Source organism: Streptomyces atratus, from assembly GCF_040655115.1.
Lineage (GTDB): Bacteria > Actinomycetota > Actinomycetes > Streptomycetales > Streptomycetaceae > Streptomyces > Streptomyces atratus_D.
In genome coordinates, this window is record NZ_JBFAJH010000005.1 from 73,737 (window position 1) to 91,259 (window position 17,523).

A 17,523-nucleotide genomic window follows, 5' to 3' on the forward strand; every position below is an offset into this window, starting at 1 on the left:
GCGAGCCCGGCATGATCCGAAAGAGAGGTCCGAGGTGCACCTATGAGCATATATCCGTGCCAATAGATAGAATTCGACCATGCCAGAGAGGCCTGTCGCGCCGACTGCGCCCGAGCTCATTCTCGAAACCGACACAGGACCCACGGTGATGAGTCCGAGCCGGGACTACCACGTCGGCCGCGACCCGCTGAGCGACATCGTCATCGACGACGTCCGGGTCTCGTGGCACCATGCGGTGCTCCGGCCCGTGGCCGACCACTGGTCCCTGGAGGACGAGAACAGCACGAACGGTACCTACACCGGGGGCAGGCGCATCCATGAGTCGGGCGTAGGACCCGGCAGCGTCATCCGGTTCGGTCACCCCGCGAACGGGCCCTGCGCCGTTCTGGTCGGCCAGGAACCCCCGGCCCCCGCGCTGCATCCGGCGGACCGCCCGCCCACCGTCACCATGCCCGCGGCCACCGGTACGTTCCGGCAGCCGACCACCGTGCGGCCGCGGCCCATCCATACCGTACGCATCGGCCGCAGCGCCGACAACGACCTCGTCGTCGACGACCTGACCGTCTCGCACCGGCACGCCGAACTGCGGGCGCATCCGGACGGAACGTACGAGATCGTCGACCTCGGCTCGCACAACGGCACGTATCTCAACGGCCAGCTGGTCGGCCGCGCCCCGGTCGCCGCCGGCGACATAGTCGGCATCGGTCACTCCGAGTTCTCTCTGATCGGTGACGTGCTGCAGGAGTTCGTCGACACCGGTGAGGTCTCACTCGATGTACAGGACCTGACAGTCACCGTGGACGGGGGCCGCAAGAGCCTGCTCGACCGTGTCTCCTTCCCGGTGGGAGAGAAGTGTCTGCTCGGCGTGGTGGGTCCCAGTGGCTCCGGTAAGTCCACCCTGCTCAACGCACTGACCGGCCTCCGCCCGGCCGACGAGGGCAGCGTCCTCTACGACGGCCGCGACCTCTACCACGACTACGCCGAGCTGCGCCATCGCATCGGGGTCGTGCCGCAGGACGACATCCTGCACTCCCAGCTGACCGTGGGCCGCGCCCTCGGATACGCCTCCGAGCTCCGCTTCCCGCACGACACCGCCCCGTCCGAACGCCGTTCCCGGGTCGCCGAGGTGATCCTTGAGCTCGGTCTGGAAAAACGGACGAACCAGCCCATCCACAGCCTCTCCGGCGGCCAGCGCAAGCGCGTCAGCGTCGCGCTGGAACTGCTGACGAAGCCGTCGCTGCTCTTTCTCGACGAGCCGACATCGGGGCTCGACCCCGGAATGGACCGCTCGCTCATGCATGTGCTCCGTCGGCTCGCCGACGACGGGCGTACGGTCATCGTCGTCACACACAGTGTGCTCAGCCTCGACGTCTGCGACCGGCTGCTGGTCCTCGCACCCGGCGGGAAGACCGCCTACTTCGGACCCCCGGAGGACGCACTCGCCCTCCTCGGGTTCGAGCAGTGGCCGGAGGCGTTCGAGGCGTTCGAGAACGACCGGGACCGGGATTGGTCGGCGGAGTACCGCGCGTCTCCCTTCCAGCGGCAGTACATCGCGAACTCCGCCGCTCAGCCCCGGCTGCCGCACGCCGCGGTCGCCCCGGTCGCACCGCCGCCGAAGACCCGCAGCTGGGGCGCTCAGCTGTGGACGCTCGTGCGCCGGTACGCCGCCGCACTGAGCGCCGACCGGACCTTCCTGGCCGTCATGATCGCTCTTCCGTTCGTGATGGGCGCGATGACCCGGGCCCTGGCCGGCAGCCGGCTGACCCAGGACACAGCGATCAACGCGCTGCTGATCCTCTGTGTGGGCGGCGTGCTGACCGGCGCCGCCAATGCCGTGCGTGAACTGGTCAAGGAACGGGCGATCTACCAGCGGGAGCGGGCCGTCGGGCTGTCCAGATCGGCGTATCTGATGTCCAAAGTGGTTGTCCTGGGCACCATTACGGTGCTGCAGGCCGTGGTTCTGACCCTGGTCGGTCTGGTGGGCGTCGATCTGAACGCCCCGGGCGGCAAGGGCGTACTCCTGCCACCGCTGGTCGAAATCACGCTGGCCGTGGCCCTGTTGTCGTTCACGGCGATGATGCTCGGTCTGCTCGTCTCCGCGCTGGTACGCAAGGAGGAGGTCACGATGCCACTGCTGGTGCTCCTCGCCATCGTCCAGGTCGTGTTCTGCGGTGCGCTGCTGAAGCTGCACGGGGTGCCCGGGTTGGAGCAGCTGGCGTGGCTGGTGCCGTCCCGGTGGGCGCTCGCGGCCATGGGCGGGACCATCGGGCTTGCCAGGATCGTGCCGGGAAAGGTGAGCTCGGATCCGCTGTTCGAGCACTCCGCTGCGGTCTGGCTGCTGAACATCGGGATGCTGGGGGTGCTGTCGGTCGTGTTCGGACTTGCGGTGGCACGGCTGCTTCGCCGGCACGAGCCCGCCATCATGCGGAAGTAGCGGAGGCGGGAGTCCATGACGACACCGGAGTTCCGCCCCACACACGTGGTCCCCCCGGACGGGATGGCCGCCTGGGAGGCACCCGACGTGTCCCGGCCCGCCGAGCCGCTCGACCCGCTGCTTCCCGTCCAGCTACTCAGCCGGCGCGGCGACTGGGGGCAGATCCTCTGCGCGAACGGCTGGTCGGCATGGGTCGACGGCCGGCTGCTCGTCTCCGTACCGCACGGCCCGCCGGAGGCGGGACAGCCGCTCGCGCGCACCGCGGACCCCCGACCGCTGATGGCGCGGGTCCAGGAGTCGCTGGCCCAGTACCGGCGCGCCGCGGAGGAGCTGACCGAGCGCCGGATCGACGGGGAGACCTTCCGCCGCCGCACCCAGGGGCTGCGGGTGGGCATGGTCGTCGACGGCGAGGCGGTGTGGCTGTACGACGCCGAGCACGAGCGTTGGGTGTACTGCGACGGGACACAGCTGAGTACGTACGCCGCCTCGGGCGGTCCCGGCCGGCCGAGCAGGGCCCCCACTGAGCGCGGAACGGGCGAGAGGCACACACCGGAGCCCGAGCCGACGCAGATCGTCGACACCGCACGGGTGGCGGCGGACCGCCCGGAGGATCTCGCCGATGCCGAGCCGACGCAGCTCCTGCGGCACGTCGACCGGTCCGGGACGGACACCGCGCATCCACCCACCCGGACGGGTGACGCATGATGTCCCCCACCCCCGCGCCGGACCCCCCGCACTCCCCCGGCCCCCGGCAGGACACGGCGCTGCCCGCGGGCCGCCCGTCCGATCTGGTCGGCAGACAGATCGCGGGCTACCGGGTGGAGAGCGAGATCGGCCGCGGCGGCATGGCCGTCGTGTACCGGGCCAGAGATCTCCGGCTGGACCGCACGGTCGCCCTCAAGCTGCTCGCTCCCGAACTCGCCCGCAACGACACCTTCCGCAGTCGGTTCACCCATGAGTCGCGGGTGGCCGCCGCGATCGATCATCCGCATATCGTGCCGGTCTTCGAGGCCGGGGAGACCGAGGGCATCCTCTACATCGCGATGCGTTACGTCGCAGGGCAGGACCTGCGCGCCCTCATCGACCGTCAGGGGCCGTTGCCGATCGGGACGGCGGTCCGGATCGCCACGCAGGTCGCGTCCGCGCTCGACGCCGCCCACGACCACGATCTGGTGCACCGGGACGTCAAACCCGGGAACATCCTGGTCGCGGCGGGCACGGACAGCGACCACCCGGAGCATGTGTACCTCACGGACTTCGGGCTGACGAAGAAGTCGTTGTCACTGACCGGGTTCACCTCGGTGGGCCAGTTCGTCGGCACCCTCGACTATGTGGCACCCGAACAGATCTCCGGCCGCCCGGTGGACGGCCGGTGCGATGTCTACAGCCTGGCCTGTGTCGTGTACGAGACGATGGCCGGTACGCCGCCCTTCCAGCGCGACGACGACATGGCACTGCTGTGGGCCCATCAGTTCGACCCGCCACCACCGCTGACCGGCCGGCGCCCCGATCTCCCGGCTGCCGTCGACGACGTACTGGCGAAGGCCCTGGCCAAGAGCCCGGACGACCGGTACGACTCGTGTCTGCAGTTCGTGGCGGCGCTGCGCGGGGCGGCGCGGGCCGTGATGCGGGAGAACCATCCGCCGACACAGGTGGACATGCGGATCGGTGCGTGGGCCACGGGGGCGGGGGCCGAACCGCCGCCCGCGCCGCCGCGATGGGCACTGCCCGTGTTCCCCGGGCTGGTACGGGACGCAAAGTCGGTAACCGCCTCAGAGCCTGTCGGGTGACCTTCGATCGGAGAGCGGACGCGGCATGGTGCGTGCGATTCCAAGGCGCCGCGATGGCCTCGGACGGGGTCTCCCCTCCTCGAACGAAGCTGAGAGCTCGGGGAAGGAGCCACCAGGCATTTCGGCAACGCCGGAAGCGTGCGTGCCAGGGCGTGGCCGCCCGATCAGAGGTCACCCGACAGGATCTCAGCCGTCCGCCGGGACTTCTCCCCGCCGATGGACCCTTGAGGCGAGCAGGCTGCCGACGAAGCCGGTGACCAGCCCCCAGGCGACAGCGACAATGAGTGCGGATCCCAGTCGCGGGCGCAGCGTCACTTCCCCGCCGAGACCGCCGCCGAGGTCCCCGATGCCCAGCAGCGACAGACCGTAGTGCGCCGAGATCCTGGCGACGAGACAGATGGTCAGCACGGTGAGGACGAGCGCCACCGCCATGTGTACGGCGTGCTGCCACGGCCGCATCCGGCCGGGTGAGCGGACCGCCATGAGAAAGGCGGCGGCCAGGGTCAGCACGGCGGCGACGACGACCAGCCACCAGGCCCGGCCGTCATGATCGGCGAGCGTGGAGACGCTGAGAGTGGAGAGGTCCGGCGTACGCAGAACCGAGTCCAGCACCTGTGGCATGGGCAGCCCGAACGGTCCGTCCACCTTTCCCTCCCAGGACGCCCCGAGCCCCAGCGTGTACGCGAGCCAGACGAGGTTGGGCAGCCCCAGGAGGATCACGGCGAACGTCGCGGCCGGGTGTCCCTGGGTCACCACGACGACGAGTCCGACGATCACGCCCAGGACGACATAGGCGAGCAGCAGCGCCACCATCGCGTACGCGGCCGGGCGCACCGACTCCTGGAAGCGCAGCAGGCGGGCCGGGAGCGGGGCACTGCGCGACACGGCGAGAGCCAGGACGAGGACGCCGACAAGCCAGAGCAGACCGAACAGCAGGGTGAGCGGGACGTCTGTCCTGAATCCGACCGTCGGCGAGGCGTCCAGCAGGTCACCGACGACATCCCCGGGCGGTGCTTGGGCCGGAAGGTCGAAACTCTGCCTGGCCAGGAGCGACAGGCCGATCAGGACCAGCACCCACAGCACCGCCACCCGCGCGGCCCAGCCTGCCAGTTCGGTCGCGCCCGCGACGGCCCGGTGGCGCAGGGGCCGCAGAAAGCCGGCGGCGATGACCAGGGCCCCGGCCAGAGTCACCGACAGCGGAAGCACCGAGAATTCCGCATGGGTCCGGACCAGTTCCCCGGCGTTTCCCGAGAGAGAGACGGAGCCGCCCACCGCCATCACCACGACGGCCGCGACGACGCGTGGGAAAGCGCCCCCGGGGAGACCGGTCGCACCCGCCGCCCAGAGGCCGAGGGCCGCCGTGACGGCCATGACCACGAGTCCGGCGAGCACCGCCAGGAGGGCGTCACCCCAGCCGTGCGGGGCGCGCGGCGCTCCGCCGCGGTCGATGGATCCCTGGTGGCTCACGCTGCCACGCTAGGCAGGAGCGCGGCCATCCGCCCCCTGGGAGGGCCCGACGGCGTCAGCTTGCGGGCCGTCCGGGTACGGGGCAGACAATGAGCGGGTATCAGAAGAACCTGGGACTGATCCCTCCGTTGGGAAGAAGAGCCCGTGAGTGCCCAACCGCCGTCGTCCGGCCGCCCGACAGGCCCCCCTTCCGGCCCGCTCTCGGGCCCCTCGCAGCCGGGTTCCGTGCCGCCACCGCCCGATGTCCCGTCGGGCGGTGGCGGTACGGGTGGGCCGCCCGTACCGGGCGGGCCGGGGGGATCCGGTGGTCCGGGCCGCCCCTGGTGGCGTTCCGTACCCGTGGTCGCGTCGATCGGCACCGCCCTCGTGGCCGCGGTGATCCTGACCATCGTGCTCACCCGCCCCGGCGGCAGTTCGGTGGCGCCCGGTGAGGTGTTCCTGCAGCCGGCGGGATCGGCCGGGCAGGATCCGTTCACCGAATCGACGGCGCGCACCAGCGCCCCGGCGACTCCGACGGCGGTGCCCAACCCGTCGGAGACCCGGGCCAACGTCACCCAGGGCGTGGACGGGGCGACCCCCGGTCTGTACGGCGGAACCCGCAAGGTCGCCAGCTGTGACGTGGAGAAGCAGATCACCGCGCTGACGGCCGATCCGGGCAAGAACAAGGCCTTCGCCTCCGTCCTGGGCATCGATGCGTCCGGCGTCCCCGACTATCTGCGGGCGCTGACCCCCGTCCAGTTGCGCATGGACACCCGGGTCACCAATCACGGGTACCGGAACGGCGCCCCTACCAGCTACCAGGCGGTTCTTCAGGCGGGCACAGCCGTTCTCGTCGACGACCACGGTGTGCCGCGCGTGCGCTGCGCGTGCGGGAATCCGCTGCTCCCGCCGGTCGCGGTGAAAGGCGGAACACAGCTGAAGGGCACCCCCTGGCCCGGATTCAGCTCCTCGCACGTCGTGGTGGTGAAACCCGCGGCCCAGGTGGTGGACGTGTTCATCCTGTTCGACCCGAAGTCCGGGGGCTGGCTCGCCCGCAAGGCGGGTGACACCGGCGGCAGCGACAAGAAGACCGAGCCGCCCGCCGAGCACACACCGGTGCCCTGCCCGTCCACCGGCCCCTGCCCGTCTGCTTCGGCGACCTCGACGTCACCGTCATCGGTGTCGCCGTCGTCCGAGTCCACGTCTTCGCACTCGCCCGCACCCGAGTCGCCGTCGACCCAGCCGCCGAACTCGCCGTCCCCGCCCTCCCCGGAGCCGACGTCCTCCGCGCCGCCGCCCGTCACCGGGTCGCCCGCGTCCCGGTCTGCCCCGGAGCCGGCGAACACGGAGTCCCTGACAGCGCAGTCCTCCCCGGCGTCCTCCCTCCCCGGAAGCGCGTCCCAGGTCGGCTCCGTCTCCTCCTGGGCCCTTTCCCCCCTTTACGCCCTCACCCGTCCGCCACGCATCGGTGGCCGGGCGCGCGGGCAGCGCGGACGCTGATCCCGTACGTTCCGATTCACAGAGGTCAGCAGAGCGCGATCGGGGTGCAACCGTGTCGGACGAAGGTCCCACCGTCCCCGCTTCGATGCCGCCCGACACCATGGGGACCGCGCTCCTCGAAAGACTGTTCACCCAGTCGTCGGTGGGCCTCCATGTGCTCGATCCGCAGCTGCGGCTGGTGCGGATCAATGCCCTGTCCGACCCCGTCCACGCCCAGCGGCTGGTCGGGCAGCCCTTCTCCGACGCGTACCATCTCGAACAACCCGACGAGACCAGGGCGGTGCTGCAACGCGTGCTGGACACCGGCACGCCCGTGCGCGACCGCCTCATCCGGGGCCGCCTCCAGGACACGCCCGGTCCGGATCGCAGTCTCATGGTCTCCGTCTACCGCCTCGACGACGTACAGGGACAGACCCTCGGCCTGCTCGCCTCGGTCGTCGATGTCACCGAACGTGAGAAGGCCCGCGCACGGTCCGCGACCCTGGCCAGTGTGCTCAAGGAGGTGGGCCGGTCCCTCGATGTGGCGACCACCTGCGAGGGGCTCGTCGACGCGGTCGTGCCAGGGTTCGCCGACTTCGCCGTGGTCGAGGTGGTCGACGATGTGCTGCGCGGTGCGGATCCTCGGGTGGGCCCGTTGGGGCCCGAAGTGCCGTTGCGGCGGGCAGCGCTGCGAGGTGCCGACGGCACCGGTCCCCAGGACGGTCTCGTCGGCGACACACGCAGGCTGCCCGTTCGTACCCCGTTCGCCCTGGCGGTGTCCGACCTGCGGCCCCGTCGGATCCGGCTCGACGCGGACACTCCGTGGCTGGTCGCGGATCCCGAGAGCGCCCGGCTGATCCGGGCGATCGGGGCCCATTCGCTGATCGTTGCCCCGCTGAAGCTGCGTGGCGCCGTCCTCGGCCTGGTGAGCCTGTACCGCCGCGGAGGGTCGGAGCCGTACGACGAGTACGACGTCACCCTCGCGCTGACCGCGGCCGCCCATGTCGCACTGAGCATCGACAATGCGCGCCGGTTCGAGCACGACCATGTGATCGCGTCCACGGTCCAACGGCGGCTGCTGCCGCAGCACGAGAGCAGCCATGTCGCGGTCGACACCGCGCATGTCCTCCTTCCCGGCCGCAACAGCGGCTGCTGGTTCGACACCATCAGCCTGTCCGGCGCCCGCACCGCACTGGTCGTCGGCAATGTCGCGGGGCACGGTCTCCAGACGGCCATCACCATGGGGCAGTTGCGTACGGTCATCCATGCGCTGGCCGGTCTCGACCTGGAACCCGACGAGGTCCTGGCCCGGCTGAGCGACACCGCCGAACGTCTGGCCAAGGAGCGTGCCGCACTGCCCCCCGGCGACTCCCTGCACAGGGATCCTCTGACGGCGACGTGTCTGTACGGGGTCTACGACCCGTTCTCGCGCAGCTGCACGATCGCGCTGGCGGGGCATCCCGATCCGATCGTCATCGGCCCCGACGGCAGCACGCCGCCCTTCGACGTACCCGAGGGGCCTGCCCTCTTCTCCGCCGACAGCGCCCCGTTCGCCGCCGCCACCCTCCAACTCGAGGAGGGCAGCATCCTGGCGTTGGGCACCCGCGCGATGCTGCCCGACACCGAGACCGCCGCGCGGGTCCGGGACGCGCTCGCGCACCCCGGACGCAGCCTCAAGGACCTGTGCGACGACGTCGTCTACAGCCTGCCGGCCGGCAGCTACCCCGATGGCGCCGCCCTGCTCCTCGCCCGGACCGGCACTATCCCGCCCGACCACGTCGCCACGTGGGAGCTGGCCCACGACCGGACGACACCCGCCATCGCCCGTACGCTCGTGCGCGACCGGCTCGACGGCTGGGACCTCGACGACGAGACGGTCCAGGCCACCGAACTGATCGTCAGCGAACTGGTCACCAACGCCGTACGCTACGGCACCCCGCCCCTGCTCCTGCGGCTCATCCTGGAGCGCTCGCTGACCTGCGAGGTCCACGACAGCAGTCCGGTGGCGCCGCACCTGCACCATGCCAGGACCGTCGACGAAGGCGGACGCGGGCTCTTCATCGTCTCCCAGCTCGCCACCCACTGGGGCACCAGATACGGCCGGACCGGCAAGACGCTCTGGGCCGAACAGGAGGTCGCGGGCCCCGAATGACGAGGGGGCCCTCCGCTCGCCCCGATCCGCAGGAAGACGGAGCATACGGGCATGGGCACGCACACGTCCCACGGAGAACCGCACGCAAGCGGCGCAGTGCCGCACCGCTGCGCACCCTGGCCTTCGTCGTCACCCTGTGCACGCTGGTGATGGCCGTGACCGCCACGGCTCGCAGCACCGTGGTGTCCCCATCGCTCCAGCAGCCGGTGCTCGACGACGAGGAGACCTGCCACCAGCTGGACAACCACGTGCTCGTCGCCCCGGAGGCGTCTGGCGTCACCAGGGAACTCCTGGCGCGGCTTCCGGTCCCAAAGGCGGTGCTGATCCACTCTCAAGGTCGTGCTGCCGCCGGAGACCGTCCGGGAGTTCACCGACCAGCAGATCGACAGTGTGGTCGGGGACGACGAGGACGAGTGAGCTGGGCGCCGGCGGCCATGAAGGAGCCGATGCGGGGGCGAAACGACATGTCCGACTTCGCCATGGGCCCTGGGGCGCACTCAGCGGGGCAGCGTGACCAGCCCCATCTCGTAGGCGGTGATCACGAGCTGAACCCGGTCCCGGGCGCCCAGTTTGGTGAACAGCCGTGACACGTGCGACTTGGCGGTGCCCACCGTGATGCAGAGGTCCGCCGCGATCTCGGTGTTCGACCGGCCGCGTCCGACCAGGGTCAGGACTTCCCGTTCCCGCTCGGTGATGCCCTCGACCAGCCGTGGGGAGCGCTCCGGGGAAACTTCGGGGCGCCCGACGAAGTCTGCGATCAGACGGCGCGTCACACCCGGCGCGATCAGTGCGTCGCCGGCGGCGACCACGCGGATCGCCGCGAGGATGTCGTCCAGCGCCATGTCCTTGACCACGAAGCCGCTCGCACCGGCCCGGAGGGCGCCGTAGACGTGGTCGTCCTCGTCGAAGGTGGTCAGGACGAGGACGCGCGTCGTCGCCGCACCGGCCGTGATCCGGCGCGTGGCTTCGATCCCGTCCATGCCGGGCATCCGGATGTCCATCACCACGACGTCGGGGTTGACCTCCCTGACGAGTTGAACCGCTTCGGAGCCGGTGGCGGCCTCGCCGACGACCACCAGGTCGGGGTGCTCGGCCATGGTCATGCGCAGGCCGGACCGTACCAACGGCTGGTCGTCGGCGAGCACAACCCGCACGGTCATCGGACCTCCACCGGAACTCCGACGGGTTCGGGCAGCGGCAGCCGGGCCGCCACCCGGAATCCGCCCTCGGGACGCGGCCCGGCACTGAGCCGGCCGTGCAGCAGGCCGACCCGCTCCCGCATGCCCACGATGCCGAAGCCGTGGGCCGAGCCGTTCCCGGCGGCGCCCCGTCCGTCGTCGACGACCTCCACGGACAGCTCCTGGTCCCCGTAGTCGATGGCCACCCGGCAACGCCCGGTGCCCGCGTGACGGACCACGTTGGTCAGCGCCTCCTGGACAATACGGTAGGCGGACAGATCGATGTCGGCCGGCAACGGACGCTGCTCCCCACTGCGGCACACCTCGACGCGGATCCCCGCGTCCGCGGTTGCCGCCGCCAGCCGTTCGACGTCGTCAAGTCCCGGCGAGGGCCCGAGCGGTGACCGTCCCGGGGCCGCCTCGCCCGGGTCGGCCTGGCGAAGCGCCACCAGCGTGCGCCGTAGGCCCGACAGGGTCTCTCTGCTGGTGGCCTCGATGGCTCGCAGCGCCTCGTGGGCCTCTGCGGGCCGTGTCTGTATGATCCGGCTCCCCGCCCCGGCCTGGATGGCGATAATGCCGATACTGTGCGCGACCATGTCGTGCAACTCCCGTGCGATCCGCAGCCGTTCGGCGGTCACGGCCTCGGCCACCTCCTGCGAACGCAGCGTCACCGCGTGCTCGCGGCGCTCCCGGCGCAGCAGACCGACCATGCAGGATGCGGCCATCGCCAGGAGGGCGATCACGCCGTTGACGGTCAGGTTGTCCCCGTGCGCAAAGCCTCCGATCACGAGGAGTTGCACGGCGAAAGATACGGCCACGGCGACGATCGAAGCTCGCCGCGTGCAGGTAGCGACAATGAAGCCCAGGACGAGATCCACCGCCAGATACGACAGGAACTGACCCTGATACGACACCGACAGGCTCGTACGGGCGGATCCTGGAGTGCCCACCACCACGGCGGTGGATCCGGAGAGCGCCAAGGCCAGAGCCAGCAGCGGCATCCGTCGCAGCACACCGACAAGCAGACTCAGAGCCAGCAGCGACCCGACAGCGTGGACCGTGCCCGAAGCCCGCGGCGCGCCCCCCAGTAGCAGAAGCAGCATGAAGAGGTACAGGACGCCGCCCGCCCAGGACATGCCCTTCGTTCTCGTCATCGGCGGTGTGCCTTCTCGGGAAGGGGCGCGCGATGCGAAACGCGCGCAGGCAACGGGGTGGTCGGTGTGGCGTCCATGCCCCGAGAGTAACCAGTCGCCGCCCGCGCGGCATCGGCCCGAGGATGTATGCCCACGGGCCAACCCGGTCGCACGATTGCCTTCCACGGCCCCATGCCCGGACGGGGACCTCCCGGCAGGGTTGTTCTTGTGATCGAAGTCAACGACCTCACCAAGCGCTACGGCAGCAAGACCGCCGTCGACCATGTGTCCTTCACCGTGCGGCCGGGCCAGGTCACCGGATTCCTCGGCCCCAACGGAGCCGGCAAGACCACCACCCTGCGGATGATCCTCGGCCTGGACGCACCCACCGGCGGCGCCGCCACTGTCAGCGGCGTCCCCTTCCACAGCCACTCACGCGGACTGCGGCACGTCGGCGCTCTGCTCGACGCCGGCCAGGTCCACGGCGGACGCAGCGCCGCGGCCCACCTGTCCGCCCTGGTCCGCAGCAACGGCATCCCGCTGCGCCGGGTGGACGAGGTGGTGCAGGAGGTGGGACTGGCCGAGGCGGCGACCCGCCGCATCGGCGGGTTCTCGCTCGGCATGAAGCAGCGGCTCGGTATCGCCACCGCCCTGCTCGGCGACCCGCCCGTGCTGGTGTTCGATGAGCCGATCAATGGCATGGACCCGGAGGGCGTGCTCTGGGTGCGCCGCCTCTTTCGGCGTCTGGCGGCCGAGGGCCGCACGGTCTTCCTCTCCAGCCATCTGATGTCGGAGATGGAGAACACCGCCGACCAGCTCGTCGTCCTCGGCCGGGGCCGACTCATCGCCGCCGAGTCGGTTCGGGACTTCGCGGCCCGCAGCACCCGGCTCAGCGTCGTGGTGGGCACACCGCAGGCCGCCGAGCTGGCAGCGGTGCTGACCGCCGCAGGCGCGTCGGTCGAGCCGGAGGGCTCGGCGGGCACCGAGAAGCTCGCCGTGACCGGGCTGCCGGCGGACCGGATCGGAGCACTCGCCTTCGAGAACCGGATTCTGCTGAACGAGCTGACCACCCGAACCGCCTCTCTGGAGGAGGCATTCATGGAACTCACCGCCGACAGCGTCGAATACCTGGCAGGACAGCCCCGATGACCCCACTCGCCTCCGCCCCCATGACCACCTCGGCCGCACCCGTCGCCGAGCCGCCCGCCCGCTTCCGCGACCTGCTCGCCTCCGAGTGGATCAAGATGCGGTCCCTGCGCTCCACCCCGTGGACGATCGCATTCACCACCCTGTTCGTCATCGGGTCCGCCGCCGTGGCCGCGCTGGCGGACTACAACAACCTCGCGGGCTCCAGCCCGAGTACGAGGCAGCCCCCCGACTTCCTGCCCTTCGACGCCTATCCACCCGCCGGCCACTGGACGCTGATGCTCGTCGCCGGCAGCATCGGCGCCATCACAGTCGTGAGCGAGTACAGCAGCGGCCTGATCCGCACCACCACCGTGGCCGTACCTGCCCGCAGCTCGGTTGTGCTGGCCAAGGCGGTCGTCACCGCAGCGCTCTGGGCCGCGGTCGGCACGGTCTTCTCCACCGGTTCCTTCCTGGTCTCCCAGGCCATCCTCAGCGGGCGGCACGCCGGGGTCACGATCACCCATCCCGGGGTGCTTCGGGCGCTGGTGGCTTCCGCGCTGCTGGCCCCGGTCTGCGCACTGATCGGCCTCGGCCTCGGCGTCCTGATCCGGCACAGCGCCGCGACCATGGTCACCAGTACCTTCACGCTTCTGATACTGCCCCAGCTCTTCTCGAACACCAAGCCCTGGTCCGCCCACGTCAACCACGCGATGGTCCTCACAGCCTGGAGGCGCCTCGTCCAGAACTGGCCGCCGGATCCTGCATCCCGGACGCTCAGCGCCACGATCCCCGGTTCCTGGATCGTGTACGCGCTCTGGCCACTGATCGCAGTCGCACTCGCCGTCATCGTCGTACGGCACCGCGACGTGTGAACGTGCCTCCAGGGCGCGCATATCGGCGTGGATCGCACCCGTCCCGTCGTCGATGACATGTGGATCCGGTGGCCTGCCTCCCGACCGGCGAGGAAGACAACTGGCATTGCCGGCCCGAGGGGTTCCATGACGAGGCGGGCGGGGTGCTGCGAGCTCGCGCCGCGGACGGTTTCCGGCACACGGGCCCGTGGACCGCTGCTCGCGACTCAGGCGGCGCACCGCGGCCGAGGGGGGCCGGGGTGCGCCGCGGACGGAAGGGACGAGGTCCCGCTCCCGGGTCAGGGAGCGGGGTCAGAGGGTCAGGGCAGGGGGGTGGCGCAGGGGATCAGCGACGACCGTCGTGGCCGCGGTCGTCGTGCCGGCGGTCATCGTGCCGACGGTCATCGTGCCGACGGTCGTCGTGACGGCGGTCATCGTGCCGACGGTCATCGTGACGGCGGTCATCGTGACGGCGGTCATCGTGACGGCGGTCATCGTGCCGGCGGTCATCGTGCCGGCGGTCATCGTGCCGGCGGTGGTCGTCGTCACGTCCGTGGCCCCACCACCCGTCGTAGTGACGGCCCCAGGACTTCGAGTCGACCTTGTAGCCGTCCTCGTTACGCAGCGTCGCCGTGTCGGTGTTGTCCCAGACGTAGCGGCGGAGGTCCTGGTAGACGTCCGAACGGCTGTCGCGGCCGTAGCCGGTGTGGACCCGCACCGAGGAGCGGCCGGCCAGACTCAGGTCGAACCGGTAGGTGCGGCGGCTCTCGTCTCTGAGGGTCCAGCCACGGAGGTCGACCGTATGCCGGCTGGTGTTGGTGACGGTGACCCACTCGTCGTTGAGGCTGCGGTTGGTGCCGTTGTCGTGTCCGGGGCTGTCGTACTGGATCTCGCCCAGGACGACGCCGGAATACGAGGATTGCCGGCCGTAACCGCGGTCGTGGTCGGCGGCGGCTGCCGGGAAAGCGGCGACGGCCACCAGCGCGCCGGCAGCGATGACGCTCGCGGTGAACCGCCGTGCGGAACGGGACATGAAAACCCCTCAGGTGCAGGCCCGGGCCGTATGGTCCGAGCGTTGATCGATCCCGGCGTGATGCCGAGAGCGCACACTTTGGCCCGATCGCCCGATTTACGACAGACACCTCGATACGTGTTACGAAATGCAGACATTTCCGTCACACGCACATGCATTAGGCACGCATTCAACTACCTGGGCACCCGTCAATCACTGACCGTTGCACCCACCCGTTCGGCACCGGCACAACCGACACGCGCGCGCCGCGTCAGCCGGCGCGCGCCACGGGTCACCCCTGGGGGATCGGCACAGAATTCTGTAACAGCCGCTGCTCGCTCGACCTCGAACGACCTTTCTGCTATCCGAGCGAACGAGAAAGGAAGTTCTACCTCCCCGCCCCTGGCGGCTGCCGATCATTGCGCGGCGAGCACAACGGTGGTTCAGTGGGAGCTGAAGTTATGAATCGAGGTTCAGAACATCATGGCCTACCGCCCCACCGCCCGCACCGAGGCGACCCGGCTCGCGCATCGCCAGCGGCTGCTGGACGCCGCGCGGCAGCTGCTGGCCGAGGGCGGATACGCCGCGGCCAGCATCTCCGCGCTCGCCGAGCGGGCCGGAGTCGCCACCGGCAGCGTCTACAACCACTTCGCCTCCAAGCAGGAGCTGCTCGCCGCGGTCTTCCGGCATGTCGCCGGTCATGAGCTCATCGCGGTGCAGCATGCCGTGGGCGCCACGAGCGGGACGGCGGACCAGTTGCGCACCCTCGTCGAAGTCTTCGCCTTCCGGGCGCTGCGGACGCCCCGCACGGCCTGGGCACTACTGGCCGAGCCGGTCGATGCGCTGGTCGAGGCGGAGCGGCTGACCTATCGCCGCGGCTACCACGCCCTCGCCGAGACGGTCATCGCCGCGGGGATCGACGCCGGTGAACTGCCCGCGCAGAACGCCCGGCTCTCGGCCGCCGCCGTGATCGGCGCGATCAGCGAGGCGCTGCTCGGCCCGCTCTCCCCGATGGGCGAGCGCACCGACCCGGAGCCGGTCGTGGCGGACATCGCCACGCTGTGCCTGAGAGCGGTGGGAGCGGGCGGCACCTGGCCGCTCCCCCGCACCGCACCGCCGTAGCAGACCAAGCTCTCGGCCGAAATTCCCATCGCCGACGTCAGACAGGACCGCCGCCATGACCGTCACCGCACACCCCACCGGCCTGCGGCCGGGGGCTCCCGCACCGCACACCACCCACGAGGTCACCAATCAGGTGCCGCCCCGGACCGGCCTGGACGAGTACGGCACCAATGCGCCGCTCGTCGAGGCGGTACGGGCATTCGGCGCGGCCTGGCACGAGCCGGAGCTCCACGAGATCGGGAGCCTGGTCGGCTCGGAACCGTTCCAGAACAATGCGGAGCTCGCGCACACGTCACCCCCCGTGCTCCGCACCCACGACCGGTACGGCAATCGCGTCGACGAAGTCGAGTTCCACCCCGCGTACCACGAGGTCGTCGGCGCGGCCGTGGGCTACGGCACGCACACCGCGGCCTGGGCGGATCCGAAGCCGGGTGCCGCGGTCGCACGGGCGGCGTCGTTCATGCTGTTCGCCCAGATCGAACCGGGCCATGCCTGCCCGATGTCGATGTCGCACGCCGTGGTCCCTGTCCTGCGGCGCGACGGCGAGGTGGGCCGGGACTGGCTTCCGGGTCTGCTCAGCCGCTCGTACGACCCGCGGCTGATCGCCCCGGGCAGCAAGTCGGGGCTGACGTTCGGCATGGGCATGACGGAGAAGCAGGGGGGGTCCGACGTCCGCGCCAACACCACCCGCGCGGTTCCGGTGGCCTCCGACCCCGACGGCCGGGCCCATCTGCTGACCGGCCACAAGTGGTTCTTCTCGGCCCCGCAGTCGGACGCCTTCCTCGTGCTGGCCCAGACCCCGGCCGGGCTGACCTGCTTCCTGGTACCGCGGGTGCTGGCCGACGGCACCCGCAACAGCGTCCGTATCCAGCGGCTGAAGAACAAGCTCGGGAACAAGTCGAACGCATCGTCCGAGGTGGAGTTCGACGGAACCTGGGCGGTGCGCGTCGGCGAACCCGGTCGCGGCGTTCCCACCATCATCGACATGGTCAACCACACCCGTCTGGACTGTGTCCTCGGCACCACCGCGGGCATGCGCCAGTCGGTGTCCGAGGCGATCTGGCACACGCAGCACCGCAGCGCCTTCGGTGCCAGGCTGGTCGACCAGCCCGCCATGACAGCGGTCCTCGCCGATCTGGCCCTGGAGACGGAGGCCGCAACCTGGACCTCGCTACGCCTCGCCCGTGCGTACGAAACCGGCAGCAGCGAGTCCGAGACGATGTTCCGCCGACTGGCCACCGCGGTCTCCAAGTACTGGATCTGCAAGCGCGGTCCGCACCACGCGTACGAGGCGCTGGAGTGTCTGGGCGGCAATGGTTACACCGAGGACTGGCCGCTCGCCCGGCGCTACCGCGAGCAACCGGTGATGGCGGTGTGGGAGGGCTCCGGCAATGTGATCGCGCTCGATGTGCTGCGCGGCATCGCCAGGACCCCGCAGTCGCTGGATGCCTTCTGGGCCGAGTTGGAGACCACGGCCGGTGCCGGTGCCGTGCTGGACGCGCATGTGCGTCGGGTACGTCAGGAGCTGGCCGCGGATCTGCGCGATCCGCTCGCCGCGGAGCTCCGTGCGCGGGCGACGGTCGAGGGCATGGCGCTCGCCCTGCAGTCCTCGCTGATGCTCCGGTACGCTCCGGCGCCCATGGCCGAGGCGTTCGTCGCCGCACGCCTGGGCGAGGACCGCGGCCACCAGTACGGCATCCTGCCGCGCGGCACCGACACCACGGCTGTCGTGGAGCGGCACTTCGGCGCGCGTTAGCTTGGTTCCCATGGAGTCGAGATCCCGCACCCTGTGGCTGCG

At 70.6% G+C, this 17,523-nt stretch carries 13 protein-coding genes; 9 read left to right on the top strand and 4 right to left on the bottom strand.

Annotated features, from left to right (window positions below; genetic code table 11):
- The first annotated feature begins 79 nt into the window (after window positions 1-79).
- Genes AB0I23_RS08770 through AB0I23_RS08780 form a run of 3 tightly spaced genes read left to right on the top strand, consistent with a single transcriptional unit; the run spans window position 80 to window position 4,224 of the window.
- Window positions 80-2,434 carry an FHA domain-containing protein gene (locus AB0I23_RS08770; protein ID WP_359108166.1) on the top strand — a complete coding sequence of 785 codons (2,355 nt, stop codon included), beginning with the start codon at window positions 80-82 and terminating at the stop codon, window positions 2,432-2,434.
- A gap of 15 nt (window positions 2,435-2,449) precedes the next feature.
- Complete coding sequence (locus tag AB0I23_RS08775) at window positions 2,450-3,139, top strand: hypothetical protein (protein WP_359108168.1); 690 nt, start codon at window positions 2,450-2,452, stop codon at window positions 3,137-3,139.
- The gene (locus AB0I23_RS08780) at window positions 3,139-4,224 is read left to right on the top strand and encodes a serine/threonine-protein kinase (RefSeq protein WP_359108431.1); all 1,086 of its coding nucleotides are present in this window, start codon (window positions 3,139-3,141) and stop codon (window positions 4,222-4,224) included. Before AB0I23_RS08775 ends, AB0I23_RS08780 begins: the two co-directional genes overlap by 1 nt.
- 186 nt (window positions 4,225-4,410) lie before the next feature.
- Here the strand turns inward: AB0I23_RS08780 and AB0I23_RS08785 are convergent, their stop codons facing one another.
- Window positions 4,411-5,691: a streptophobe family protein gene (locus tag AB0I23_RS08785; RefSeq protein ID WP_359108170.1), complete on the bottom strand. Its 1,281-nt coding sequence runs from the start codon at window positions 5,689-5,691 to the stop codon at window positions 4,411-4,413.
- A gap of 144 nt (window positions 5,692-5,835) precedes the next feature.
- Between AB0I23_RS08785 and AB0I23_RS08790 the strand changes: the two genes are divergently transcribed.
- Both AB0I23_RS08790 and AB0I23_RS08795 read left to right on the top strand, forming a co-directional pair.
- Entirely contained in the window at window positions 5,836-7,170 is a 1,335-nt protein-coding gene (locus AB0I23_RS08790) for a DUF6777 domain-containing protein (RefSeq protein WP_359108171.1), read from the top strand.
- A 52-nt stretch (window positions 7,171-7,222) separates the two neighbouring features.
- Window positions 7,223-9,301: a SpoIIE family protein phosphatase gene (locus AB0I23_RS08795; protein WP_436846897.1), complete on the top strand. Its 2,079-nt coding sequence runs from the start codon at window positions 7,223-7,225 to the stop codon at window positions 9,299-9,301.
- Between the two features lie 497 nt (window positions 9,302-9,798).
- On the opposite strand, the gene AB0I23_RS08800 is transcribed toward AB0I23_RS08795, so the two are convergent.
- On the bottom strand, window positions 9,799-10,461 hold the full coding sequence (locus AB0I23_RS08800) for a response regulator transcription factor (RefSeq protein WP_359108173.1): 663 nt from the start codon (window positions 10,459-10,461) through the stop codon (window positions 9,799-9,801).
- Window positions 10,458-11,633 carry a sensor histidine kinase gene (locus AB0I23_RS08805; protein WP_359108175.1) on the bottom strand — a complete coding sequence of 392 codons (1,176 nt, stop codon included), beginning with the start codon at window positions 11,631-11,633 and terminating at the stop codon, window positions 10,458-10,460. Before AB0I23_RS08805 ends, AB0I23_RS08800 begins: the two co-directional genes overlap by 4 nt.
- A gap of 207 nt (window positions 11,634-11,840) precedes the next feature.
- Here AB0I23_RS08805 and AB0I23_RS08810 point away from each other — a divergent pair, with 207 nt between their 5' ends.
- Window positions 11,841-12,761 (top strand): ABC transporter ATP-binding protein, encoded by a 921-nt coding sequence (locus tag AB0I23_RS08810; RefSeq protein WP_359108177.1) that lies wholly within the window; start codon window positions 11,841-11,843, stop codon window positions 12,759-12,761.
- Window positions 12,758-13,612: an ABC transporter permease gene (locus tag AB0I23_RS08815; protein WP_359108179.1), complete on the top strand. Its 855-nt coding sequence runs from the start codon at window positions 12,758-12,760 to the stop codon at window positions 13,610-13,612. Before AB0I23_RS08810 ends, AB0I23_RS08815 begins: the two co-directional genes overlap by 4 nt.
- Window positions 13,613-13,937: 325 nt before the next feature.
- Here AB0I23_RS08815 and AB0I23_RS08820 read toward each other — a convergent pair whose 3' ends face one another.
- Window positions 13,938-14,624, bottom strand: a complete 687-nt coding sequence (locus AB0I23_RS08820) for a lamin tail domain-containing protein (RefSeq protein ID WP_436846898.1) — start codon at window positions 14,622-14,624, stop codon at window positions 13,938-13,940.
- A 462-nt stretch (window positions 14,625-15,086) separates the two neighbouring features.
- Between AB0I23_RS08820 and AB0I23_RS08825 the strand changes: the two genes are divergently transcribed.
- Window positions 15,087-15,725, top strand: coding sequence for a TetR/AcrR family transcriptional regulator (locus tag AB0I23_RS08825; protein ID WP_359108181.1), 639 nt, complete (start codon window positions 15,087-15,089; stop codon window positions 15,723-15,725).
- 55 nt (window positions 15,726-15,780) lie between these two features.
- Window positions 15,781-17,481 carry an acyl-CoA dehydrogenase family protein gene (locus AB0I23_RS08830; RefSeq protein ID WP_359108182.1) on the top strand — a complete coding sequence of 567 codons (1,701 nt, stop codon included), beginning with the start codon at window positions 15,781-15,783 and terminating at the stop codon, window positions 17,479-17,481.
- The last annotated feature ends 42 nt before the right edge of the window (window positions 17,482-17,523 follow it).